Source organism: Micromonospora sp. NPDC047730 (genome assembly GCF_043204765.1).
In the GTDB taxonomy this organism is placed as follows: domain Bacteria; phylum Actinomycetota; class Actinomycetes; order Mycobacteriales; family Micromonosporaceae; genus Micromonospora.
Genome location: NZ_JBIDCU010000013.1, coordinates 48,751 through 70,721 on the forward strand (window position 1 = coordinate 48,751; position 21,971 = coordinate 70,721).

Here is a 21,971-nt window from a genome sequence, read left to right on the forward strand (position 1 = left end):
AGTTGTCGCGGCCGGGTTGGTCGCGCCGATGTCTCCAGTGGGGGGCCCGGACGGCAAGCGTGGGCGTCGAGGTGACCGTGCAGGGCTGACCAGGTCCTTCGCCGGCGGGGTCGGCGTCGTGGCGGGGCCACCGCACCGGAATTGGCCGGCGCGGCCGCCGGCGTCGGGTGGCAGGGTGGAGCCACCCGAGGTGCGCGGTCCGTGCCGGCCGCCGACCGGCCCGGCGACGACCGGTGAGGAGGCCACCACCGTGACCGATCCGCTGCGCGACGGCGACGCCGACGCCGTGCTGCGCCAGGTGTACGAAGCCGCCGGCCCCTACCTGTCGTCCCTGCCGGACCGGCTGGTGCACGACCCGGGCACCGAGCCGCTGCTGCGTGAGCTGTGGCGGCCGGCCGGCGACGGGAAGCTGCCGGAGCGGGGCGAGGGCGCCGCCGCTGCGGTGCGCCGGCTGCTGCGGGTCGGTACGGCCGCCGCCACGCACTCGGCCGGGCCACGGTTTTTCCACTTCATCATCGGCGGGGCGACCCCGGCGGCGCTGGCCGGCGACTGGACTGCCGCGCTGCTGGACCAGAACGTCGCGTTCCGCGCCTCGTCCCCGTTCGCCGCCGCGACGGAGACGATCGCGCTGACCTGGCTGCGGGAGCTGTTCGGCCTGCCGGAGCGGTTCGGCGGTGCGCTGGTCGCCAGCGCCACCTTCGCCAACGTCACCGGGCTCGCCGCCGCCACCCACTGGTGGGCCGAACGGCACGGGGTGGACGTGGCGGCGCGGGGGCTGGCCGGGCTGCCGCGGATGCCGGTGCTCTCCGGCGGGTACGTGCACGCCAGCGACCGCAAGGCCCTGCAACTGCTCGGGCACGGGCGGGACTCGGTCGAGGTCCTCGCCCGCGACGGCGTGGGCCGGGTCGACCTCGCCGCGCTGGAGCGCCGGCTCGCCGAGATCGACGCCCCGGCGGTGCTGATCGCCAGCGCGGGTGAGGTGAACGCCGGTGACTTCGACCCGGTGGTGGAGCTGGCCGACGTCGCCGAGCGGCACGGCGCGTGGCTGCACGTCGACGGCGCGTTCGGCATCTTCGCCGCCCTGTCTCCGCGCACCCGTCACCTGGTGGAGGGGATCGAGCGGGCGGACTCGATCGCCGGCGACGGCCACAAGTGGCTCAACGTGCCCTACGAGAGCGGATTCGCGTTCCTGAAGGACCCGGCGCGGTTGCCGGCGGCGTTCGGCATGCCCGGCGCGGCGTACCTGCCGGGGGAGGGCAGCGCTCTGCCGTCAGCGTCCGGTGGGCCGGACTACGCGCTGCTCGGGCCGGAGTCGTCGCGCCGGGCCCGGTCGCTGCCGATCTGGGCGACCCTGGCCGCGTACGGCCGGGACGGGCACCGGGCGATGGTCGAGCGGCACCTCGACCTGGCGCAGCGGCTGGCCGGGCTGGTCGACGAGGCGCCGGAGCTTGAGCGGCTCGCCGACGTGCCGTTGAACATCGTCTGCTTCCGCGCCAACCCGCCCGGTATGCCTGGGGATGCTCTCGACGACCTCAACCGGCGGCTGGGCGCCGCGCTGCTGGCGGACGGCCGCGTCTACGCCGGCACCACCGTCTACGACGGGCGGGTGGCGCTGCGGCCGGCGATCGTCAACTGGCGCACCACCGAGGGCGACATCGACCTGCTGGTCGACGTGGTCCGCGAGCTGACGGCCAAGCTGACCGGTTGACGGGCCCGGTGGCCCGGTTCGCCGAGTTCGTGGTCGACCCGGCGCCGCTAACGGCCGCGCCCGCCGTCGTACCGCGCCGCCGAGTCGGTGAGCTCCCAGAACTCGGCGGGGAGGTGGGTGATGACGTCGTCGTAGTCGCCGGGCGGGATGGCCTCGCGGAGGGTGTCGAACACCGCCCGCATGCCGGCCTTCGCGGTCGTCCCGTCGACCTCGGCCCGTCCGCTGACCTGCTGGACGAACGCGTCGACCCCGAAGCGCTGGGCCTTGTCCCTGGGCGCGAACGCGTAGGCCCGCAACTCGTCGGGAAGCCGGGCGGAGAGGTCGCGCGCCTCGCCCCCGTCGATCCGCTCCGCCAGGGTCGTTAGCGTGGCGCGCGTGATGGCGGTGGCCTGCTCGGGCGACGTGCGCAGGCGTTTCGCCACCGAGTCGATGAACTCGCTGTTGTCCACCTTCCGGCCTCCCTCTCCGACGGGTAGCGCCGTCTACCCGGGTGCCGGCGCGGCAAACGGCCGGGCGCGGCATCCGGGGCCGGTCCGTACGTGTCAGGAGGCGGCGGACGGCGTCATGCCGGCGGGCGCGAGTGCCACCGGGGCGCCGCCGGCGAGCCGGCTGCGTTCGGCGGCGAACGCCATCCGGTGGCTGTCCAGGGACTCCTGCGGCCCCGAGCGCATCCGGGACCGGTCGCCGGTGGCCACCGCCTCCACGAAGGCCGCCATCAGCGCCATGTCGCCGCCGCCGTGGCCGGAGCCGGCGTCCGCCCCGCCGCCCCGGGTGTCGGTGGTGACGGTCTCGCCGGTGACGAAGTCGGTGACGGCGACCTGTTCGCCGTCGCCCTCCAGGTAGCCGTGGGTGCCCATGATCCGGGTGCGCCGGTGCCCGCCGGGGGTGAAGGCGCTCATGGTGAGGGTGGCGGTCGCGCCGCCGGCGAACGAGATGGTCACGCTCTGGTGGTCGGCGACGTCGTTCCCGCCGCCGTAGACGCACCGGCCGTACGGTCCGTCGTGGAGCGCGGCGTCCACTCCCGCCTCGGTCAGGTCGCGGGTCACCACCGCCAGCGGCCACTGGTGCCGGTCGGGGTCGGCAAGACAGGCGCGGTAGAAACGGGCGGCCGAGTAGGGGCAGGTCGACTCGACCCGGCAGTCGAGGCAGCGGTCGGCGGCGCCGCGCGGCCGGTTGCCGGGGTGGAAGTGGTGCAGTGCGCCGACGCTGCTGACCCGCGTCGGGGTGTCGTCGACGATGTAGCGCAGCCAGTCCAGGTCGTGGCAGCACTTGGCGAGCAGGCTGCTGGAGGAGTCCTCGGCGCGGCGCCAGTTGCCGCGGACGTAGGAGTGCGCGAAGTGCCACCAGCCGACCGGCTCCAGGTGCTCCACGCCGACGATCCGGCCCAGCGCGCCGCTGTCGACGTACCGCTTCACCGCGTCGGTGTAGCGGGTGTAGCGCAGCACGTGGCAGACGGCGAGCAGCACGCCGGTTCGCTCGGCTGCCGCGGCAACGGCCTGGCACTCGGCCTCGCCGGGTGCGATCGGCTTCTCCAGCAGGATGTGGTAGCCGAGGTCGGCGAGGCGGACGGCCGGTTCGGCGTGCTCCCGGTCCGGGGTGGCGAGGACGACGGCGTCGGCCAGTCGGGGTTGCGCGGCGAGGTCCTGCCATGATTCGAACGACGCGGACGCCGGGACGCCGTGGGCGTCGGCGAGCGCGGTGCGGTGGGCGGGCCGCGGGTCGGCGACCGCGACGACGCGGGCCCGCTCGGGGTGGCGCAGTGCGTATCCGGCGTACGTGCTGCCGCGGTTGCCGGCGCCGACGACGGCGAGGGTGACGGTCATCGGAGTCCTTCGCTATTACGGTTCTGGATCGATCTGTCCAGGTATTCACACGAACAGTAACGATGTGACCTCGGTGCATACGGGCTCTAGTATCGGCCCGGACCGTAAGTTAATGTACTGCGAACCTGACTCCCCCGGAAGGATGCGAGATGCGTGTTCGGAAGAGCCTGTCGGCCGTGGCGGTGGCGACCGTCGCCGCGCTCGCGGCTACGGGCTGTGGCGGTTCCGGCTCCGGTGACTCCGGCAAGGCGACCGTGACAATGTGGACATATCCAGCTATCTTCGACGAGGCGAAGCACCGCGCGCACTGGGACGAGACCATCAAGGCGTTCCAGGCGACCAACCCCGACATCAACGTCAAGGTTGAGATCTTCCCCTGGGCCAACCGCGACCAGGCGCTCGCCACCGCGATCGCGGGCAACAAGGGGCCGGACGTCGTCTACCTGATCCCCGACCAGCTGCCCAAGTACGCCCGCAACATCGAGCCCGTCGACAAGTACCTCGACGAGGCGACCAAGAGCGACCTGCACGCGAACGTGGTGCAGTCGGTGACCATCGACGGCAAGATGATGGGCGCCCCGATCCTCACCAGCGCCTCCACCCCGATCTGCAACAAGAAGGTCTTCGCGGCCGTCGGCGAGACGAACTACCCGACGAGCTGGAACGACCTGCTCACCCTGGCTCCGAAGTTCAAGGCCAAGGGCTACGACATCATCTCGTACGCCGGCGACGCCAAGCAGACCCTGAACCAGACCTTCTACCCGCTGCTCTGGCAGGCCGGGGGCGACGTGTTCAGCCCGGACGGCAAGTCGGTCGCCTTCAACAGCGACGCCGGGAAGAAGGCGCTGAACTTCCTCAAGCAGCTCGTCGACGGCGCCTACGTCGACAAGTCCATGATCACCGCCGTCCCGCCGATCGAGCAGACCCGCATCGCGCAGAACAAGGTCGCCTGCAGCTGGTACACGCCGGTCGCCGAGATCGAGAAGTTCTGGGGCAAGGAGAACATCCAGGTCATCCCCCACCTCACCGAGACCAAGCAGATCGGCTACGGGACCGTCGGCTCGCTGTCGATGCTGAAGACCTCCAAGGACAAGGAGGCGGCCGGCAAGTGGCTGGCCTTCGCCACCAACGCCGAGAACACCAAGAAGTACGACATCGGTGCCAGCCTCTTCTCCCCCAGGAAGTCCAGCGGTCCGCTGTATGCCAGCGACCCTGTCCTCGGGGAGCAGGAGAAGCACGTGGCCACCAGCACGGTCGGCCCGCTGCACGAGAAGGCCCGCGACGTCCAGGGCGTCCTCTCCCCGGAGATCCAGGCCGCCCTGCTCGGCAAGAAGTCTGTGGACCAGGCGCTCGAGGACGCGGCTAAGGCCGCCACTCCGCTGCTCGGATAGTGCCGGCGCGGCTCGCGGTGGGCGCACCCGGCCCACCGCGAGCCGCCGAGAAAGGTTGTCAGATGGTTGCACTACCGGGGACCCGCCGCCCGCGCATACGCGTGCGCCGCCCCTCCGCCCGCGAGGCCGGCACGGCGCTGCTGTTCGTCCTGCCGTTTCTGCTGCTCTTCGTCGTCTTCCGGTTCGGGCCGGCGATCGCCGGGGTGGTCCTCGGCTTCACCGACTACACCATCGGTGGCGAGACCAGCTTCACCGGGCTGGAGAACTTCCGCCGGCTCGTCGACGATCCCACGTTCTGGACGGCGCTGCGCGTCACGGTCCTGTTCACCGCGCTGTCCGTACCGCTGTCGATGCTGGCCTCCCTCGGCATGGCGCTGCTGACCCGCCGCGCCTTCCGCGGCGCGAAGCTCTTCCGGTCCATCTTCTTCCTGCCGGTGGTGACCAGCCTGGTCCTCGCCGGCGTGGTCTTCGCCTGGGTCTTCGCCGAGGATGGGCCGTGGTCGCGGGCCATGGGCGCGATCGGCCTGCCGGCCGGCTCCTGGCTCGCCGACAGCGTGCTGGTGGTCCCCGCGCTGGTGCTGGTCTCGGTCTGGTCCCGCTTCGGCTACGGCATGCTGATCCTGCTCGCCCGGATGCAGGACATCCCGGCGGAGCTGGAGGAGGCCGCGCTGACCGACGGCGCGTCGGCGTGGCAGCGCTTCCGGTACGTGACGCTGCCCCAGCTGCGGCCCGCTCTCTTCTTCGTCGCCATCATCGAGACCACCGTCTCGTTCCAGGTCTTCGACCTGATCTACGTGATGACCGGCGGCGGCCCCGTGCGGTCCAGCTACAGCCTGGTCTACCTGCTCTACGACCAGGGCTTCAAGTACTTCGACCTGGGCTACGCCAGCGCCGTCGGGGTCGCGCTGTTCGTGCTGACGATCATCGTGGCGCTGATCCAGCGGCTGACCCTCGGGAGGGAAGAATGACGGACACGATCACGCCCGCAGCCACCGCCGTCCCCACCCCGCCGGCGTCGCCCACGCGCGCCCGGCCGTACCGGCCCGGCCGGCCCGGCAAGGGCTGGGTGGTCGGCCGCACCACGCTGCTGCTGATCGGCGCGGCGGTCACGCTCTTCCCCTTCTACGCGATGGTCGTGCTGTCGTTCAAGCCGACCGGACCGGTCACCTTCCCGGACAGCCTGCTGCCGTGGCCGTTCTCCACCGAGGCGTACGACCAGGTGATCGGCGCCAAGAGCGTGCTGCGCTGGATGTGGAACACCGTCATCTACTCGGTGGTGTCGGTCGTCGGCGTGCTGCTGTTCGCCTCGATGGCCGGCTACGCCTTCGCCAAGAAGCGGTTCCCCGGCAAGGAGACCATGTTCTGGTCGTTCCTGGCGATGCTGATGGTGCCGTACCACGTCACGATGATCCCGACGTTCATCATCATCTCCGAGCTGAACGGCGTGGACACGTACTGGGGCATGATCGTGCCGACCCTGGCCAACGCCCAGGCGGTGTTCCTGATGCGGCAGTTCATCGCCTCGCTGCCCGACTCGCTGTTCGAGGCGGCCCGCCTCGACGGCTGCTCCGAGTGGCGGGTGTACGTCTCGATCGTGCTGCCGCTGATCAAGCCGATCCTCGCCACGCTCGGCGTCTTCGTCTTCCTGTGGCACTGGAACGACTTCCTGTGGCCGCTCATCGTCGGGCAGAGCCTCGACATGCGTACCCTCACCACCGGCATCGCCTCGCTCCAGCAGGAGAACGTGGCGCTGAACATGCTCCTCGCCGGGTCGGTCGTGGCGTTCGTGCCGATCTTCATGGCGTACCTGATCGGACAGCGCTACTTCCAGGAGGGCGTCGCCACGACGGGCATCAAGGGATGAGCGTCATCGCGGTGGCGGCCTCGCCGGAGGTCCGCGAGCTGTTCTTCGACACCGACGCCTGGGCGGCGCTGGCTCGGCTGGGGGAGGTGCGGATGCCGGCCGACGGCGCCGACGTCGGGGACGAGACCGTGCTCGCCCGGCTGCTCACCGACGCCGACGTGGTGGTCACCGGCTGGGGCACCGCGCCGCTGTCGGCGGCGGTGCTCGCCGCCGCGCCCCGGCTGCGGCTGCTCGCGCACACCGGCGCCAGCGTCAAACCGTTCGTCACCCCCGCCAGCTTCGCCCGGGGCGTCCGTGTCACCCAGGCCGGCGAGGCGATGGCGTACGCGGTGGGGGAGCAGGCGTTCGCGCTGACCCTCGCCCTGCTGCACCAGCTGCACCGCTTCGACCACGCGCTGCGGACCGGGGTCGACTGGGCGACCGCGAAGGCGGCGCCGCCGCGGCGGGAGCTGCGCGGGGCGGCGGTCGGGGTCGTCGGGGCTTCCCGCACCGGTCGGGCGTACCTCGGCCTGGTGCGGGCGCTCGGGGCGCGGGTGCTGGTGGCCGACCCGTACCTGTCCGACGGCGAGGCCGCGACGCTCGGGGTCGAGCGGGTCGCGCTCGACGACCTGCTCGCCCGCAGCCTCGTGGTGTCCCTGCACGCGCCGGTGCTGCCGGAGACCGTCGGGATGATCGGCGCGCGCGAGCTGGCCCTGATGCCCGACGGCGCGCTGCTGGTCAACACCGCCCGCTCGGCGCTGGTCGACGAGGCCGCGCTGCTGGCCGCGCTGCGCTCCGGGCGGATCGACGCCGCGCTGGACGTGTTCGACGCCGAGCCGCTGCCGGTGGACCATCCGTTCCGGCGGCTGCCGAACGTGCTGCTGACCCCGCACGAGGCGGCCGGGACGGTCGGGTCGCGGCGGCGGGCCGCCGACATCGTCGTGGACGAGATCGACCGGTTCCTACGCGGGGGGCAGCTGCGCCACGAGGTGCGACCGGAGCACCTCGATCGCACGGGCTGAGCGCGGCTGACCTGCTCTGGCGCGGCGGCAACCCGGATGAGTAGCCTCTGCGCTCATGCGCATCGCCCTCGCCGGACTGGCCACCAGTCACCCCTACACCGACGCCCGCACCCTGCGCGACGACGCGGAGCTCGTGGTGTGGGAGCCCGACCCGCAGCGGCTGGCGCGGTTCCGGGCCGAGCAGCCGGACGCGGCGGTCGCGCCGGACCTGGCGGCGCTGCTGGCGACCGACCCGGACGGCGTGGTCCTCACCGTCCCCACCTCGGACGTGCCGGAGGCGTTGGCGCAGGTGCTGGAGCGTAAGCTGCCGTGCTTCGTCAACAAGCCGGCCGCCGCGACCGTCGAGCAGCTCGACCGGTTGGAACGCGTCGTGGCGCGGGCCCCGGAGCTGGTGCTCTCCTCCTCGGTGCTGCGCTTCGCGCCGGAGTTCGTCGCGTTCGACGTGCCGCGCGACGAGGTGCTGTCGGTGCGCGCCACGGTCCGGCACGACGTCGGGATCTGGGCCACCGGCTACAACCCGTGGCAGGACGACCCGGCGGTCGGCGGGGGCACCCTGGTCATGATGGGCCTGCACGGGGTGGAACTGCTCGTCGCGCTGCTCGGGCCGGCCGTGCGGCTGGTGGGGGCCGCCGGCACCGTGCGCCGGCACCGGGGCCTGCGCTCGGAGGACACGGGGCTGCTGGCCGTGCAGTGGGACGACGGGGTGCCCGGCACGGTGGAGGTGCTCGGGGTCAGCGAGGGCGAGGCGTACGAGGTCACCGTGCACACCGCCGCGGGGGAGCGCCGGGTGGTGCTGCGCGGCGGGGCCGACGAGTTGGGCTACCGGGCCACCATCGACGCGTTCGTCGGCATGGTCCGGGGCGCCCCGAGCCCGGTGCCGTGGGCGCAGACCCGTGCGGTCCTGGACGTTCTCACCTCGGCGCGCGCCGTGGCCTGACAATCGCCGACCCGATCCACGCGTCGGGTGCCTTGACGCCCCTCCGGCCGGAGGTTACGGTCATGACCGTTACTTCGGAAGGGGTGTGGTGGCATGCGTACGGTGGCGGACCTGGAGGAGCGACTCTCCCGCCCGCGGGACGTCCTGGTGGACGATCTGCGCAAGCTCGACGGGGACATCCTGATCCTCGGGGCGGGCGGCAAGCTGGGGCCGAGCCTCGTCCGGCTGGCGCTGCGGGGCGTGGCGGCGGCCGGCACCGGCGCCAAGGTCATCGCGGTGTCCCGCTTCTCCGAGGCGGGGCTGGCCGACGCCCTGCGCGACGAGGGCGCGGTGGTGGTCGAGGCGGACGTCACCGACGACGCCGTGCTGGCCGCGCTGCCCGACGCGGCCAACGTGGTCTTCCTGGTCGGGGCGAAGTTCGGCACCTCCGGCCGGGAACACGCCACCTGGGCCACCAACACCTACCTGCCCGGGCGGGTCGCGCAGCGCTTCGCCGGATCCCGCCTGGTGGCGCTGAGCACCGGCAACGTCTACCCGCTGGTCCCGGTGACCTCCGGCGGCTGCGTCGAGGAGGTCCCGGTCCAGCCGGTCGGCGAGTACGCCATGTCCTGCCTGGGCCGCGAGCGCATCCTCACCCACTTCGCGCTGCGCGACGACACCCCGCTGGCCCTGATCCGGCTCAACTACGCCGTCGAGATGCGCTACGGCGTCCTCGTCGACATCGCGCGCACGGTGCACGCCGGCGAGCCCGTGGACCTCACCATGGGGCACGCCAACATCGTCTGGCAGGGCTACGCCAACGAGGTCACGCTGCGCGCCCTGCTCCACACGCGGACACCGCCGTTCGTGTTGAACCTGACCGGGCCGGAGCTGGTCTCGGTCCGTCAGGTCGCCACCGCGCTCGCCGCCCGACTGGGCCGTGAGCCGGTCTTCACCGGCACCGAGGCGCCGACCGCGCTGCTGTCCAACGCCCAGCTCTGCCACCGGCTCTTCGGCTACCCCGACGTGCCGGTCGCCGAGCTGATCGACCTGACGGCGGACTGGGTCGCCGACGGCCAGCCCCTGCTCGGCAAGCCGACCGGGTTCCAGACCCGCGACGGCAAGTTCTAGGAGAGACCGTGTTGACCGCATCGAGCACCCGACAGACCTCGGCCCTGGCCCGGTTCCAGCGCGGCTGCGTCATCCCCGCGCACCCGCTGGCCCTGGACGCCGACCGCAAGCTCGACGAGCGCCGGCAGCGGGCGTTGACCCGCTACTACCTGGCCTCCGGCGCGGGGGGCATCGCCGTCGGCGTGCACACCACCCAGTTCGCCATCCACGACCCGAAGGTCGGGCTACTCGCCCCCGTGCTGGAGCTGGCCGCCGAGACCGCGGCCGGCTCGGACGCCATCCTGGTCGCCGGTGCCTGCGGCGACACCGCCCAGGCGGTCGCCGAGGCGGAACTGGCCGCCTCGCTCGGCTACGACATGGTGCTGCTGTCGCCGTACGCGCCGCTGGACGAGGACGCCCTCGTCGAGCGGGCGCGCGCGGTCGGCGAGGTGCTGCCGGTGATCGGCTTCTACCTGCAGCCGGCCGTCGGCGGGCGACTGCTGTCCCGGGACTTCTGGGCCCGGCTGGCCGCCCTCGAGTCGGTGGTCGGGATCAAGGTGGCGCCCTTCGACCGCTACCGCACGCTGGACGTGCTGCACGGCGTGGTCGCGGCCGGCCGCAACGACGACCTGGCGCTCTACACCGGCAACGACGACCACATCCTCGCCGACCTCGTGGCGCCGCACCGGGTCGTCGTCGACGGTCGGGCCGTCGAGGTCGAGTTCGTCGGCGGGCTGCTCGGCCAGTGGGCGGTCTGGGCGAACACCGCGGTGACCCTGCTCGACGAGGCCCACCGGGCCCGCTCCGGCGACGACGCCGCGCTGCGCCGGCTGCTCACCCTCGACGGCCACCTGACCGACGCCAACGCGGCCATCTTCGACTCCGCCAACGGCTACCACGGCTGCATCCCCGGCATCCACGAGGTGCTGCGCCGGCAGGGCCTGCTGGCCGGCCGCTGGTGCCTGGACCCGGCTGAGGAGCTGTCGCCGGGGCAGATGGTCGAGCTGGACCGGGTGCACCGGGCGTACCCGCACCTGCGCGACGACGACTTCGTCGCCGAGCACCTCGACACCTGGCTGTCCTGACCACGCGGTGGCGAGGCCGGCGGCGGGGGACCGTCTCCGCAGCCGGCCTCGCGGCCGCCCGCCCCGGGCAGGGGCGGGCGGGCCGTCAGAGGGTCAGGCGGTAGAGGGTCAGCGGCCGGCCGCTGGTGCCGGAGGCGAGGTTGCCGGTCCGCTCGGCCAGGCCGGCCAGCTCCAGGCGGTGCAGCATGCGCCGCGCGGTGCGCTGCTGCACCCGCAGTTGGTCGGCGACCTCCCGGCTGGTCAGCGGCTCGTCGCCGACCGCCGTGCGCACCTCGCGCAGCCGCAGCAGGGTGGGCACGGACAGGCCGACCCGTTGGGCGATGACCGCCAGGTTCACCTCCGCCGGCGGCGGGGCCGGCGTGGTGGACTCCAGCACGATGTCGGTCTCGCCGCGCAGCGACAGCACGGCCGTGGTGGGGCCGACCCGCCGGGCCCGGCTCAGCGCGCGGCGTGCCAGGTTCTCCGCCTCGGCGGCGCTGCGGCCCAGCCCGAACCCGATCTGCACGGTCTCGTGCCGGTCGGCCAGGCGGCGCAGCATCGGCAGCGCCGTGAAGCCGCCGGTGGCGTCGTGCAGCGGCCCGCGGGTGGCGACGATGAGGTACGTGTCGGGGGCGAAGCGCGCGACGGTGCCGCCGAGCCCGGCCACCTCCTTGAGCAGCCCGTCGTCGCCGTCGGACAGGTTGGCCAGCCCGAGTGCGATCTGGGCGTCCTCCTGGGCCTGGCTGCCGACGTGCAGCAGGAGTTGGCGCAGCGCGGCGCGCACCGAGTGGTTCGACGGGGCGAGGCGGAACGCCGGCATCTCGTGGCGCAGCACCTCGTAGACCGAGCTGATGCAGGTGACGGCGACGTCCGCGCCGGCCTTGCGCTGCCGGCGGTGGAAGGCGACCACGTCGTCGGAGCTCAGGCCGCTGCGGTAGGGCAGCGACCGGACCCGGTCCACCGGCAGGTCGGCCTCGCCGAAGGTGCCGGCGACGTCGGCGCCGGTGACGGTGTCGATCGACATGCGGGTGACGTCGCGGCCGTCGCGCAGCAGCCGCACGGCGGCCTGGAGCAGGGTCGCGCCCGTGTAGTCGACGAAGACCGCCGGCCGGTGCAGCAGGTTCGCCTCCCGGGCGAGGGTGTACGGCACGACGCCGGTGAACAGCCACGCCTCGACCTGGCCGGCGTGCGCCTCGACGATCGCCGGTGCCTGCGACTCGTGGTCGTAGTGCAGCCGTCTGGCGGTGACGCCGGGCTGCTCCTCGCAGGTGGCGGCCACGTCGTCGACCAGGTCGTGCGGACCGACGACCCCGATCTCAATGGTCACCGCTGCCTCCTGTCAGGGTTGCGTTGTTCGCAGCACAAGATTACGGTCAGGCCCGGTATTACTGTAGCCCTGGGAGGGTGCGTGTCGTTCCCCAGCATGGCCGACGCCGGCGGCCGGACGATCGGTGCGGAGGAGCTGGCCGCTGTCAGCCGGGTGCTCCAGTCGGGCATGCTCAGCTCGGTCTGGGGCACGGAGGTCCGCGCCCTGGAGCGCGAGATGGCCGACCTCCACGGAGTGTCGCACGCCGTGGCCGCCAGTTCCGGGACCGCTGCGCTGCACCTGGCCGTCGCCGCCGTCGCGCCGGACCCGGGCGACGAGATCATCACGTCTCCGATCAGCGACTTCGGCACGGTCGCGCCCATTCTCGCCCAGAACGCCGTGCCCGTGTTCGCCGACGTCGATCCGTACACCGGCAACCTCGACCCGGCGGCGGTCGCCGCCGCGATCGGGCCGCGCACCCGGGCGATCCTCGGGGTGCACCTGTTCGGCGCGGCCGCCGACCTCCGCGAGGTCGCCGACACCGCCAGCGTGCCGCTGATCGAGGACTGCGCCCAGGCGTGGCTCACCCGCTACCCGGACGGCACCCTCGCCGGCACCGCCGGCGCGATCGGTTGCTTCAGCCTCCAGCAGTGGAAGCACATCACCTGCGGCGACGGCGGCCTGACCGTGACCGACGACGCCGTGCTGGCCCGCCGGATGCGGCTCTTCGCCGACAAGGGCTGGCCCCGCGACGAGGCCCGCCGGCACGTGAGCCTCGGCCTGAACTACCGGATGACCGAGCTGGCCGGCGCCGTCGCCCGCGCCCAACTGGCGAAGCTGCCCGGCGTGCTGGCCGACCGGCGGCGCACCGCCCGCCGACTGGCCGCCGCGCTGGCCGACCTGCCCGGCGTGCGCCTGCCGGCGGACCTCGACGCGCACGCCTGGTGGCTGTTCCCCATCGTGCTCGACCCGCCGCTGACCAACCACGAGGTGGCCGGGAAACTGGCCGCCGCCGGGATCCCCGCCCGCGCCGGCTACCTCCAGCAGCCGCTGCACTGCGCCCCGGCGCTGACCGAGGCCCCCGTCTACGGCACCTCCCGCTTCCCGCTGACCGTGCCGCCGGCCGACCGCCTGCCGGCCTACGGGCCCGGCGCGTTCCCGGTCGCCGAGCGGCTCATCGCGGAGACCCTGCTGGTGATCGACTGGAACGAGCGGTACACCGACGCACACGTCGACGAGATCGCCCGGGCGGTCCGGGCGGCGGTGACCCCGTGATCGCGCCGGCCGCCGCCGCGCTGCGCGACCGGCTGCGCTGGCGACTCGTCGCCGCCACCGCCACGCCGATGGACGCCGACCGGGCGGTCGACGCCGCGGTGCTCGACCGCTACCTGCGCGGCCTGGTCGTCGACGGCGCGGACGCCCTCGCCGTGTGCGCCCACACCGGCCGCGGCCCCCACCTCGACCCGGCGACCCGCGACCTGGTCGTGCGCCACGCCGTCGACACCGGGGTGCCGGTGGTCGTCGGTGTCGGCGGCCGGCCGGGGGAGCACACCGACGAGGTCGCCGCGCAGGCCGCCCGGGCCGCCGACCTCGGCGCCGCCGGCATCCTGGTCTTCCCCGTCGACGGCGACGCGGTCGCCCACCACGACGCCGTCTGGCGCGCCGCCGGCCTGCCGATGCTCGCCTTCGACCTCTACACCCGGCCGTACTCCGCGTCGCGGCTGGCCGCCCTGCTGGAACACCCCGGCGTCGCCGGGGTGAAGGTGGCCCGGCTGCACGACGCGATCGCCTGCCAGGCCGCCCTGGCCGCAGCGCACCGGGCCGACCGGCTGGCGGTCACCGGCGAGGACCGGATGTTCGGGCCGTCGCTGATGTGGGGCGCGCAGGCCGCCCTGGTCGGCCTCGCCGCCGCCGCCGTGCCGGTCACCGCCGCCGTGCTGCGGGCGTACGCCGACGGGAAGCACGACGACTTCGTCGCCGCCTCCGCCCGGCTCGACCGGCTCGCCGAGGTCACCTTCACCGACCCGATGGAGGGGTACGTGCACCGCATGCTCCAGATCGCCGCCGACGAGGGGCGGATCCCCGCCTCCCACGCGGTCGACGCGTACGCTCCGGCGCTACCGGACGGCGACCGGGACCGCGTGCTCGCGGTGGCGAGGCAGCGGTGAGCGGCAACCCGTTCGTCGCGGCCGACCTGCCCCCGGTCACCTTCGACGTCGACGTCCTCGTCGGCCGGTACGCCGACCGGCCGGGCCCCACCGGCGACCCCCGCGACGTCGCGGCCACCCTCCGCGCGAACGGCATCGCGCGGGCGGCCGTGGCCAGCCTCCGGGCGGCGCTGTTCGACATGGCCAGCGGCAACGACGAGGCCGCCGCCCTGGCCGGCCCCACCGTGCTGCCGGTCGGCGCGCTCGACCTGCGCGACCCGCTCGGCGCGGAGCGGGAGGTCGTCCGGCTCGCCGAGCGCGGCTTCCGGGCGGTGCGGCTCTTCCCCGACGAGCAGCGCGTCGAGCCGGACTTCCCGTCCGTGCGGCACGTCGCCCGCCGGGCCGCCGAGGCCGGCCTGGTCATCCTGACCGGCGGGGACGTCCGCCGGTTCTGGCGGCCGCTGCGCGGCGCGACCGTGGTCTTCCTGGACACGCACTTCTACCACCTGGGCGACTTCGTGGTGGCGGCCCGCGACGAGCCCGGCTTCCACACCTCCACCCGGCTGCTCAACTCGCCCGACGCGCTGGAGACCGTCGTCGCCCACGTCGGCGTCGGGCGGCTGCTCTACGGCTCCCGCACCCCGTTCTACGAGCCGGTCGTGCCGCGACTGCGGCTGGCCCGCGGCGGCCTCGGGCCGGCCGAGGTGGCCGCCGTGGCGGGCGGCAACGCCCGCCGGATCCTGGAGGGCCAGGAATGATCATCGACGTGCACGCCCACTGGGGACCCTGGTTCTTCAGCATGGACGTCGGGGCGGTCGCCACCAACCTCGCGGTGATGGACCGCTACGGCATCGACCTCGCCGTCGTCTCCGCCACCGAGGCGGTCATCTACGACGTCACCGCCGGAAACCGGGCGATGGCCCGGGTGCTGGAGACCAACGACCGCCTGCTCGGCTACCTGACGATCAACCCGCGCCGCCTCGACGACGCCGAACGGGACCTGCGCGAACTGCTCCCCACCGGCCGGTTCGTCGGCGTGAAGATCCACACCGACTACACCGGCTCCCCGGTGGACTCCCCGCAGGCCCGCGCGGCGCTGGAACTCGTCGCCGCGCACGACCTGCCCGCCCTCGTGCACACCTGGGACGCGACGCCGCTCGACCTGGCCCAGGCCGTCGCGGACATCCCCGGGCTGCGCGCCATCGCCGGACACATGGGCGCGAACGGCTGGCGGCACGCCGTCGAGGCGGCCAACTCGGTCGACCGGCTCTGGCTGGAGCCGTGCTTCTCGCACACCGAGGCGGGCCGGTTCGCCGCCGTGGCGGCGGCGGTCGACCCGCGGCGGCTGCTCTTCGGCACCGACGCCACGCTCATCGACCCCGCGGCGGCCTTCGGGGCGGTGCTCGCCGCCGACCTCGACGTGGAACTGGCCGAGCGGGTCGCCTGGCGCAACGCCGCCGAGCTGTTCCGTCTCGACGTGTAGCTGACGTCGGCTCTGTCCGGTCGCACCGGGCGTCGACGTGTCGCGGGGGCCGCCTCCTGACGGGAGGCGGCCCTGTCCGCTGTTGGCGGACGGCAGTAACCTGCTCGCCGCGCGCTCAGTCCGGGTCGGTGACCCGGGCCAGCACGATGCCGCAGACGATCAGGGCCAGTGCGGCGAAGCGGCCGACACCGACCGGATCCTTGTGCACGACGATGCCCAGCGAGATCGCGCCGATCGCGCCGATGCCGGTGAACACGGCGTAGGCCGTGCCGACCGGCAGGTCCTGCATCGCCCGGGAGAGCAGGTAGACGGCGGCGGCTCCGAGCGCGAAGCAGAGCAGGGTCGGCACCGGCCTGGTGAAGTTCTGCGTCGGCTTGATGGTCTGCGACCAGATGATCTCGACCAGGCCGGCGAGCGCCAGGACGAGCCAGCTCATGCCCGCGGTCCCGAGGGTGCCAGCGCCTCGGCGGCGACGGCGCGGGCCACGTCGACCGCCGCCTGCCGGGCATCGGCGTACGATCGGTGGTAGGACTCGCGCCACCGCTCCAGCCTCGGGTCCACGGTGGAGTTGACGAACTCGGTGTTGATGACGGTGACGTCGTCGACCTGGAAGTGGCCGAGGAAGAAGTCCCGCAGGTAGCGCTCCTGGTGGTCGACGGGCTCGCGCGGGGTGCCGGGGGCGTAGGAACCGCCTCGCGCGCCGGTGACGACGACCTTGAGGTTCAGCGTGGCGTGCGGGAACGTCACCTGGTCGATCCACAGCTTGAGGCTCGCGGGGATCGAGAAGTTGTACATGGGAGCGCCGATGAGCAGCACGTCGGCGGAGACCAGTTCGGTGAGCAACGGCTCCACCACCGCCCAGGCCTCCCGCTGAGCCGGGGTCCGCACCCCCTCGGCGAGGCGGCCGGGTTCGGTGATGGCGTGCCGCAGCGCGTAGTCGCAGATCTCGGTCCACGCCTCGCCGATGACGGGCACGGGGTCGGCGGCGAGATCGCGGTAGGTGTAGGTCCCCGTCGGGTGGGCGGCCCGCCACCCGTCGGCGAACGCCCTGCTCAGCGTGCGGGAGTGTGATGCCCGACGGGCGCTGGCGTCCAGGTGCAGCAGGTGGGCCATGACTCTTGTCCCTACTCGTCGGAGGAAACGGACACGATGTCCGGTTGTTCGGCGACGCTAGCAGCTAAGTGGACGCCGTGTCCATTTAACTGCGCGTGCGGTGGTCGTCGCAACCGGACGGGGTGTCCGGTTAGGCTGTCGGGATGGCGGATGACCTTCTGGCCCCGGCCCCCGCGGAACGGGCCGACGCCGCGGCCAACCGGCGACGCATCCTCGCGGCCGCGGAACGCCTGTTCGCCGAGCGCGGTCCGCAGATCTCCATGACGGACCTGGCCACCGCCGCCGGCGTCGGCCGCGCGACGCTCTACCGCCGCTACCCGGACGTCACGTCCGTGGCTGTCGCCCTCCTCGACGTCCATGAGCAGCGGTTGCAGCAGCAGATCCTCGCCGGCCCGCCGCCGCTCGGGCCGGGCGCGTCGCCTCGCCGCCGCCTCGAGGCGTTCTACGACTCCATGATCGATCTGCTCGAACGACACCTGCCTCTGGCCCTCGGCGCCGAACTGGGTGCCGCCCGCTTCGCCACCGGCGCCTACGGCTTCTGGCGGACGTTCGTCATGTCCCTGATCCGCGACGCCGGCTGGCAGGAAGACGCCCTCGCCGACGTCCTGCTCGCGCCGCTCGCCCCCGAGGTGTACCGGTACCAGCGCCACGACCGGGGGCGAACGGTGCCCGAGATCAAGTCGGCGCTCGCCCGCCTCGCGTACGTCCTGCCGGACTGACTCCGGCACGGAACGTCCTCGGCGACGAGGGCCTCGGCGGTGGTAAGGAACGGGCGGGTCAGGCGAGGCGGTGGTCGAGGGCGGTGTGGCGGCGCCCGGCGCCGACGGTGCGGACGGCGGCGGCGAGGGCGCGGCGGGAGCCGACGAGGACGACGAGCCGCTTGGCGCGGGTGACGGCGGTGTAGAGCAGGTTGCGTTGCAGCATCATCCACGCACTGGTGGTCAGGGGGATGACGACGGCGGGGTACTCGGAGCCCTGCGAGCGGTGGATGGTCATGGCGTACGCGTGGGCCAGCTCGTCGAGTTCGTCGAAGTCGTAGTCGATGCTCTCGTCCTCGTCGGTGCGTACGGTGAGGGTCTGCTCCTCGGCGCTCAGGGCGGTGACGATGCCGACGGTGCCGTTGAAGACGCCGGCCTGGCCCTTGTCGTAGTTGTTGCGGATCTGGGTGACCTTGTCGCCGACGCGGAACACCCGCCCGCCCACGCGGCGCTCGGGCTGCCCGTCGCGGGCGGGGGTGAGGCGCTGCTGGAGCAGCGTGTTCAGGGCCGCGGCGCCGGCGGGGCCGCGGTGCATGGGGGTGAGGACCTGCACGTCGCGCCGCGGGTCGAGGCCGAAGCGGGCGGGGACGCGGGTGCAGGCGACGTCGACGGTCAGGGCGGCGGCGGCCTCGGTGTCGTCGCAGGCGAACAGGAAGAAGTCGCCGAGCCCCTGGAGCAGGGGTGGCTTGCCGGCGTTGATGCGGTGGGCGTTGGTGACGACCCCGGACTCCGCGGCCTGCCGGAAGATCTGGGTCAGCCGGACCCGGGGGATGGCCGGGGCGGCGAGCAGGTCCCGCAGGACCTCCCCGGCGCCGACGGAGGGGAGCTGGTCGACGTCGCCGACGAGCAGCAGGTGCGCGCCGGGCGGGACGGCCTTCACGAGCTTGTTGGCGAGGACGAGGTCGAGCATGGACGCCTCGTCGACGACGAGGAGGTCGACGTCGAGGGGGTTGTCCCGGTCGTAGGAGGCGTCCCCGCCGGGGCGTAGCTGCAGCAGCCGGTGCACGGTGGCGGCGGGATGGCCGGTCAGCTCCGACAGTCGCTTCGCGGCGCGGCCGGTCGGCGCGACGAGGGTTACCTTCGCCTTCTTCGCGGCGGCGAGTTCGACGACCGAGCGGACGGTGAAGCTCTTGCCGCAGCCCGGCCCACCGGTCAGCACGGCGACCTTGGCGGTGAGGGCGAGCCGGACCGCCTGTTCCTGCTCCGGGGCGAGGTCGGTGCCGGTGCGGGCCTTCAACCAGGCCAGCGCCCTGCCCCAGTCGACGCCGGTGAAGTGGGGCAGCCGGTCGGCGCGGTGGTGCAGCAGCCGCAGCAGTGACCCGGCCAGGGACTGCTCGGCGCGGTGCAACGGCACCAGGTACACCGCTGCCGTCGGCTCGCCGTCCGGCCCGGGCAGGGTCTCGCGGACCACCCCCTCCTCGCCGACGAGTTCGTCGAGGCAGGTGGTGACGAGGTCGGCGGGCACGTTGAGGATCTTGGTGGCCTCGACGACCAGTTGACCGTCGGGCAGGTAGCAGTGCCCGTTGTCGGTGGCCTCGGAGAGGGTGTACTGGAGGCCGGCCTTGACCCGCTGGGGGCTGTCGTGCGGGATCCCCACGGCCTGGGCGATGGTGTCGGCGGTCTTGAACCCGATGCCCCACACGTCGGCCGCCAGCCGGTACGGCTCGTTCTTCACCACGGTGATGGAGGCGTCGCCGTACTGCTTGAAGATCCGTACGGCCAGCGAGGTGGACACGCCGACGCCCTGGAGGAAGACCATCACCTCCTTGATCGCCTTCTGCTCCTCCCACGCCGCGGTTATCTTGGCGGTGCGTTTCGGCCCCAGGCCGGGCACCTCGACCAGCCGGCTCGGTTCGGTCTCGATCACCTGGAGGGTGTCGAGGCCGAAGTGCGCGACGATCCGCTCGGCGAAGACCGGGCCGATGCCCTTGACCAGTCCGGAGCCGAGGTAGCGCTGGATGCCCTGGATCGTGGCCGGCAGGACGGTGGTGTAGGAGTGGACCTCGAACTGCCGGCCGTACTGCGGGTGTGACGACCAACGGCCGGACAGCCGCAGGCTCTCCCCGGGCTGGGCCCCCAGCAACGCCCCGACCACGGTGAGCAGGTCGCTGCCGCGGTCGGTGGACACCCGGGCGACGGTGTAGCCGGTCTCCTCGTTGACGTAGGTCAGCCGTTCGAGCACCGCGTCCAACACGGCCGACGGCGGGCGAGTGGGGGCAGTCACCCCGCCCATCCTGCCCTGCGTGCCGCTCGACGCTCGCGCGTGTCCCGGGTGAGGGTCACCCACCAGGCGATTCGGGTACGCCGGCACCCGTGGCGCCGGCAGCCCGTCGCACCGGTCGTCGGTCGAGGTCCCGGTCGGCCGCTGGTGGCGGGTTGCCCCGGTGGCAGGGGCGGGCGCCGCCGGGACGGGGGCGGCGCCCGCGTCCCGCCTCAGCAGCCGCACGTGTAGAAGAGGATGTCCCAGTGGCTGCCCTCCTTGGTGTAGAGGTTGCCGGAGGGCGCCCGGTACTGGTAGCCGAAGCCGGAGATGTAGCCGACGTAGGTGTAGTGCGCCGAGATGTAGTTCTGGATGCAGGTGCTCAGCGCGATGTCCAGCTTGTAGCCGTTCCAGTGGCTGTAGGTGCCGCTGGTGTGCCCGACCTCGGTGCCGGCGGTGATCGTGATGGCGCAACCGCTGGCGCGTTTGAAGGTGATGATCCCGTCGATGGTGGCCTGCCGGACGCCGTCAAACGAGGTGCAGGTCGAGACGTAGCGGTCGCTGCAGTTGCCGCTGGAGGTCCAGGAGATGCCGGCGGCGCTCAGTTGCGACGTGGCGCTGGAGTGGGTGATGGCGAAGGCCGGGCTGGCCAGCCCGAGCGCGGCCCCGATCGTGGCCGCGACAGCGACCAGCAGGGTGAGCAGGCGGCGGCGCAGGGGGGAGCGGGTGGACGACATGGCTCTCTCCGTTCGCGTGGGGGATCCTTGCGATGGGAAAGGCCGACCTTGAAAATTTTCTACCAGACATCGATGGATATGACTAGTGGGAGCTGGTGCCGCCCTGCCGGCGCGCTACCCGGTGGGGGACGGGGCGAGGTCGGTACAGCCGCGCAGGTCCCCGTACTCCCGGAGGATGCGCGCCGCGTCGTCCCCTCCGGCGAGCTGGGGCTGGCCGGTGCGGCGGGAGATCAGCGCCGGCACCAGCTCCGTCTTCACGATCTCCGCGCCGCGCAGGGTGACCCGCAGGATCCCCGTGTCGTTGCTGTACGCGTCGTCGCGCCACCACAGGAAGTTGCCCAGCCCGTACTGGACGAAGGTCCGGTCGATCCAGCCGTCACCGAGCAGCAGGTGCGCGTGGGTGCCGACGACGAGGGAGGCGCCCGCCCGGGCCATCTCACCCGCGAACGCCCGCGCGTCGGCGGGTGGGCAGCTGTCCCCCTCCGCGCCCCAGTGGACGTACACGACCACGACGTCGGCCTGCTGGCGCGCGGCGCGTACCGCGGCGACCGCCCGGGTCAGGTCCCTCGTCATCGCGATACCGGCACGGTCGTCGGTGGCCCGCCACTGCGACCACAGCTCGTCGACCTGGCTGAAGGCGAGGAAGGCGATCCGCGTGCCGCCGATCCGGGTCGTCCACGGCGCGTACGCCGCCGCCGCGTCGGCGCCCGCCCCGACGGTCGGCATCCCGGCGGCTCTCGCCGCGTCCACGGTGTCGGTCAGTCCGACCCGTCCGTAGTCCAGCGTGTGGTTGTTCGCGATCGACACGACGTCGACCCCGGCCGCCTTCACCGCCTCGTACGCACCCGCCGGAGCCCGGAAGAGGAACTGCTTCGGCTCCGGGGTGCCGCGCGTGGTGACCGCGGTCTCCAGGTTCACCATCGTCAGGTCCGCAGCGGACAGTGCCGACGAGATCGACCCGAACGCGGTCGCCGGATCGTCCAGCAGGGCCGCCGTACGGCCGGCGAAGTGCACGTCGCCCGCGAAGGCCAACGTGACCTCGGCCGGCCCGGCCCGCGACGGGGACGCCGTCGCCGCCGCGGCGGAGCGGGCCGGCTCACCGGCCGGCGGCGTGGACCCGACCCGGCATGCGGTCAGCGCCACGGTCAGGGTCGTCGCCAGCGCGACGAGGGATCGTGCCCGTCTCACCTCAGGCAGCGTACGGCGCAGCGCCTGTCTCGGCGCCGACTTGACGAAGTTGCCCGGCGCACCTTGGGTCGACACCATGACCGCGGGCACCGATGGCAGGCACGGTACGGAACGTCGGCCGTCGTGCCGACCACGTGTCGACTGGCAGGATGGACCCATGCG

21 protein-coding genes are annotated in these 21,971 nt (G+C 73.1%); 13 read left to right on the forward strand and 8 right to left on the reverse strand.

Going from position 1 to position 21,971, the window contains the following annotated elements:
- Positions 1–250: 250 nt before the first annotated feature.
- Positions 251–1,708 (forward strand): pyridoxal phosphate-dependent decarboxylase family protein, encoded by a 1,458-nt coding sequence (locus ACGF5G_RS25885; protein WP_393267122.1) that lies wholly within the window; start codon positions 251–253, stop codon positions 1,706–1,708.
- A 47-nt stretch (positions 1,709–1,755) separates the two neighbouring features.
- Here the strand turns inward: ACGF5G_RS25885 and ACGF5G_RS25890 are convergent, their stop codons facing one another.
- On the reverse strand, positions 1,756–2,157 hold the full coding sequence (locus ACGF5G_RS25890; protein WP_393267124.1) for a DUF2267 domain-containing protein: 402 nt from the start codon (positions 2,155–2,157) through the stop codon (positions 1,756–1,758).
- A gap of 93 nt (positions 2,158–2,250) precedes the next feature.
- Positions 2,251–3,531, reverse strand: a complete 1,281-nt coding sequence (locus ACGF5G_RS25895) for a Gfo/Idh/MocA family protein (protein ID WP_393267126.1) — start codon at positions 3,529–3,531, stop codon at positions 2,251–2,253.
- A gap of 149 nt (positions 3,532–3,680) precedes the next feature.
- Between ACGF5G_RS25895 and ACGF5G_RS25900 the strand changes: the two genes are divergently transcribed.
- The 7 genes from ACGF5G_RS25900 (at position 3,681) to ACGF5G_RS25930 (ending at position 10,898) form a co-directional block, all read left to right on the forward strand.
- Complete coding sequence (locus ACGF5G_RS25900; protein ID WP_393267129.1) at positions 3,681–4,922, forward strand: ABC transporter substrate-binding protein; 1,242 nt, start codon at positions 3,681–3,683, stop codon at positions 4,920–4,922.
- 62 nt (positions 4,923–4,984) lie between these two features.
- Positions 4,985–5,890, forward strand: a complete 906-nt coding sequence (locus ACGF5G_RS25905) for a carbohydrate ABC transporter permease (RefSeq protein ID WP_393267132.1) — start codon at positions 4,985–4,987, stop codon at positions 5,888–5,890.
- Complete coding sequence (locus ACGF5G_RS25910; RefSeq protein ID WP_393267134.1) at positions 5,887–6,786, forward strand: carbohydrate ABC transporter permease; 900 nt, start codon at positions 5,887–5,889, stop codon at positions 6,784–6,786. Before ACGF5G_RS25905 ends, ACGF5G_RS25910 begins: the two co-directional genes overlap by 4 nt.
- Complete coding sequence (locus tag ACGF5G_RS25915; protein WP_393267136.1) at positions 6,783–7,787, forward strand: hydroxyacid dehydrogenase; 1,005 nt, start codon at positions 6,783–6,785, stop codon at positions 7,785–7,787. The genes ACGF5G_RS25910 and ACGF5G_RS25915 overlap by 4 nt, the downstream gene beginning before the upstream one ends.
- Before the next feature lie 55 nt (positions 7,788–7,842).
- On the forward strand, positions 7,843–8,724 hold the full coding sequence (locus ACGF5G_RS25920; protein WP_393267139.1) for a Gfo/Idh/MocA family protein: 882 nt from the start codon (positions 7,843–7,845) through the stop codon (positions 8,722–8,724).
- A 93-nt stretch (positions 8,725–8,817) separates the two neighbouring features.
- Complete coding sequence (locus tag ACGF5G_RS25925; RefSeq protein WP_393267142.1) at positions 8,818–9,834, forward strand: NAD-dependent epimerase/dehydratase family protein; 1,017 nt, start codon at positions 8,818–8,820, stop codon at positions 9,832–9,834.
- Between the two features lie 8 nt (positions 9,835–9,842).
- Positions 9,843–10,898 (forward strand): dihydrodipicolinate synthase family protein, encoded by a 1,056-nt coding sequence (locus tag ACGF5G_RS25930; protein WP_393267145.1) that lies wholly within the window; start codon positions 9,843–9,845, stop codon positions 10,896–10,898.
- Positions 10,899–10,983: 85 nt separating this feature from the next.
- Here the strand turns inward: ACGF5G_RS25930 and ACGF5G_RS25935 are convergent, their stop codons facing one another.
- Positions 10,984–12,204 carry a hypothetical protein gene (locus ACGF5G_RS25935; protein WP_393267147.1) on the reverse strand — a complete coding sequence of 407 codons (1,221 nt, stop codon included), beginning with the start codon at positions 12,202–12,204 and terminating at the stop codon, positions 10,984–10,986.
- Between the two features lie 81 nt (positions 12,205–12,285).
- On the opposite strand from ACGF5G_RS25935, the gene ACGF5G_RS25940 reads away from it, so the two are divergent.
- Genes ACGF5G_RS25940 through ACGF5G_RS25955 form a run of 4 tightly spaced genes read left to right on the forward strand, consistent with a single transcriptional unit; the run spans position 12,286 to position 15,813 of the window.
- On the forward strand, positions 12,286–13,458 hold the full coding sequence (locus ACGF5G_RS25940; protein WP_393267150.1) for a DegT/DnrJ/EryC1/StrS family aminotransferase: 1,173 nt from the start codon (positions 12,286–12,288) through the stop codon (positions 13,456–13,458).
- Complete coding sequence (locus ACGF5G_RS25945) at positions 13,455–14,351, forward strand: dihydrodipicolinate synthase family protein (RefSeq protein ID WP_393267153.1); 897 nt, start codon at positions 13,455–13,457, stop codon at positions 14,349–14,351. The genes ACGF5G_RS25940 and ACGF5G_RS25945 overlap by 4 nt, the downstream gene beginning before the upstream one ends.
- Positions 14,348–15,088, forward strand: a complete 741-nt coding sequence (locus ACGF5G_RS25950; RefSeq protein WP_393267156.1) for an amidohydrolase family protein — start codon at positions 14,348–14,350, stop codon at positions 15,086–15,088. The genes ACGF5G_RS25945 and ACGF5G_RS25950 overlap by 4 nt, the downstream gene beginning before the upstream one ends.
- Entirely contained in the window at positions 15,085–15,813 is a 729-nt protein-coding gene (locus tag ACGF5G_RS25955; RefSeq protein WP_393267159.1) for an amidohydrolase family protein, read from the forward strand. The genes ACGF5G_RS25950 and ACGF5G_RS25955 overlap by 4 nt, the downstream gene beginning before the upstream one ends.
- A gap of 115 nt (positions 15,814–15,928) precedes the next feature.
- Here ACGF5G_RS25955 and ACGF5G_RS25960 read toward each other — a convergent pair whose 3' ends face one another.
- Both ACGF5G_RS25960 and ACGF5G_RS25965 read right to left on the reverse strand, forming a co-directional pair.
- Positions 15,929–16,249, reverse strand: coding sequence for a multidrug efflux SMR transporter (locus ACGF5G_RS25960; protein ID WP_363708934.1), 321 nt, complete (start codon positions 16,247–16,249; stop codon positions 15,929–15,931).
- Complete coding sequence (locus ACGF5G_RS25965) at positions 16,246–16,926, reverse strand: FMN-dependent NADH-azoreductase (RefSeq protein WP_393267162.1); 681 nt, start codon at positions 16,924–16,926, stop codon at positions 16,246–16,248. Before ACGF5G_RS25965 ends, ACGF5G_RS25960 begins: the two co-directional genes overlap by 4 nt.
- 143 nt (positions 16,927–17,069) lie before the next feature.
- Here ACGF5G_RS25965 and ACGF5G_RS25970 point away from each other — a divergent pair, with 143 nt between their 5' ends.
- Positions 17,070–17,645, forward strand: coding sequence for a TetR/AcrR family transcriptional regulator (locus ACGF5G_RS25970; protein WP_393267164.1), 576 nt, complete (start codon positions 17,070–17,072; stop codon positions 17,643–17,645).
- Positions 17,646–17,703: 58 nt separating this feature from the next.
- On the opposite strand, the gene ACGF5G_RS25975 is transcribed toward ACGF5G_RS25970, so the two are convergent.
- The 3 genes from ACGF5G_RS25975 to ACGF5G_RS25985 all read right to left on the reverse strand — a co-directional run bounded on the left by ACGF5G_RS25975 (position 17,704) and on the right by ACGF5G_RS25985 (position 21,809).
- Positions 17,704–19,917 (reverse strand): ATP-dependent RecD-like DNA helicase, encoded by a 2,214-nt coding sequence (locus ACGF5G_RS25975; protein ID WP_393267167.1) that lies wholly within the window; start codon positions 19,915–19,917, stop codon positions 17,704–17,706.
- Between the two features lie 200 nt (positions 19,918–20,117).
- Complete coding sequence (locus ACGF5G_RS25980; RefSeq protein ID WP_393267169.1) at positions 20,118–20,621, reverse strand: hypothetical protein; 504 nt, start codon at positions 20,619–20,621, stop codon at positions 20,118–20,120.
- Between the two features lie 114 nt (positions 20,622–20,735).
- Positions 20,736–21,809, reverse strand: a complete 1,074-nt coding sequence (locus ACGF5G_RS25985) for a CapA family protein (protein WP_393267171.1) — start codon at positions 21,807–21,809, stop codon at positions 20,736–20,738.
- Between the last annotated feature and the right edge of the window lie 162 nt (positions 21,810–21,971).

Bases quoted from the DNA above. Each gene is read 5' to 3' on its own strand.
- ACGF5G_RS25895 (WP_393267126.1), bottom strand. From the start codon at position 3,531: ATGACCGTCACCCTCGCCGTCGTCGGCGCCGGCAACCGCGGCAGCACG.
- ACGF5G_RS25900 (WP_393267129.1), top strand. From the start codon at position 3,681: ATGCGTGTTCGGAAGAGCCTGTCGGCCGTGGCGGTGGCGACCGTCGCC.
- ACGF5G_RS25905 (WP_393267132.1), top strand. From the start codon at position 4,985: ATGGTTGCACTACCGGGGACCCGCCGCCCGCGCATACGCGTGCGCCGC.
- ACGF5G_RS25910 (WP_393267134.1), top strand. From the start codon at position 5,887: ATGACGGACACGATCACGCCCGCAGCCACCGCCGTCCCCACCCCGCCG.
- ACGF5G_RS25915 (WP_393267136.1), top strand. From the start codon at position 6,783: ATGAGCGTCATCGCGGTGGCGGCCTCGCCGGAGGTCCGCGAGCTGTTC.
- ACGF5G_RS25920 (WP_393267139.1), top strand. From the start codon at position 7,843: ATGCGCATCGCCCTCGCCGGACTGGCCACCAGTCACCCCTACACCGAC.
- ACGF5G_RS25925 (WP_393267142.1), top strand. From the start codon at position 8,818: ATGCGTACGGTGGCGGACCTGGAGGAGCGACTCTCCCGCCCGCGGGAC.
- ACGF5G_RS25955 (WP_393267159.1), top strand. From the start codon at position 15,085: ATGATCATCGACGTGCACGCCCACTGGGGACCCTGGTTCTTCAGCATG.
- ACGF5G_RS25960 (WP_363708934.1), bottom strand. From the start codon at position 16,249: ATGAGCTGGCTCGTCCTGGCGCTCGCCGGCCTGGTCGAGATCATCTGG.
- ACGF5G_RS25965 (WP_393267162.1), bottom strand. From the start codon at position 16,926: ATGGCCCACCTGCTGCACCTGGACGCCAGCGCCCGTCGGGCATCACAC.
- ACGF5G_RS25970 (WP_393267164.1), top strand. From the start codon at position 17,070: ATGGCGGATGACCTTCTGGCCCCGGCCCCCGCGGAACGGGCCGACGCC.
- ACGF5G_RS25975 (WP_393267167.1), bottom strand. From the start codon at position 19,917: ATGGGCGGGGTGACTGCCCCCACTCGCCCGCCGTCGGCCGTGTTGGAC.
- ACGF5G_RS25980 (WP_393267169.1), bottom strand. From the start codon at position 20,621: ATGTCGTCCACCCGCTCCCCCCTGCGCCGCCGCCTGCTCACCCTGCTG.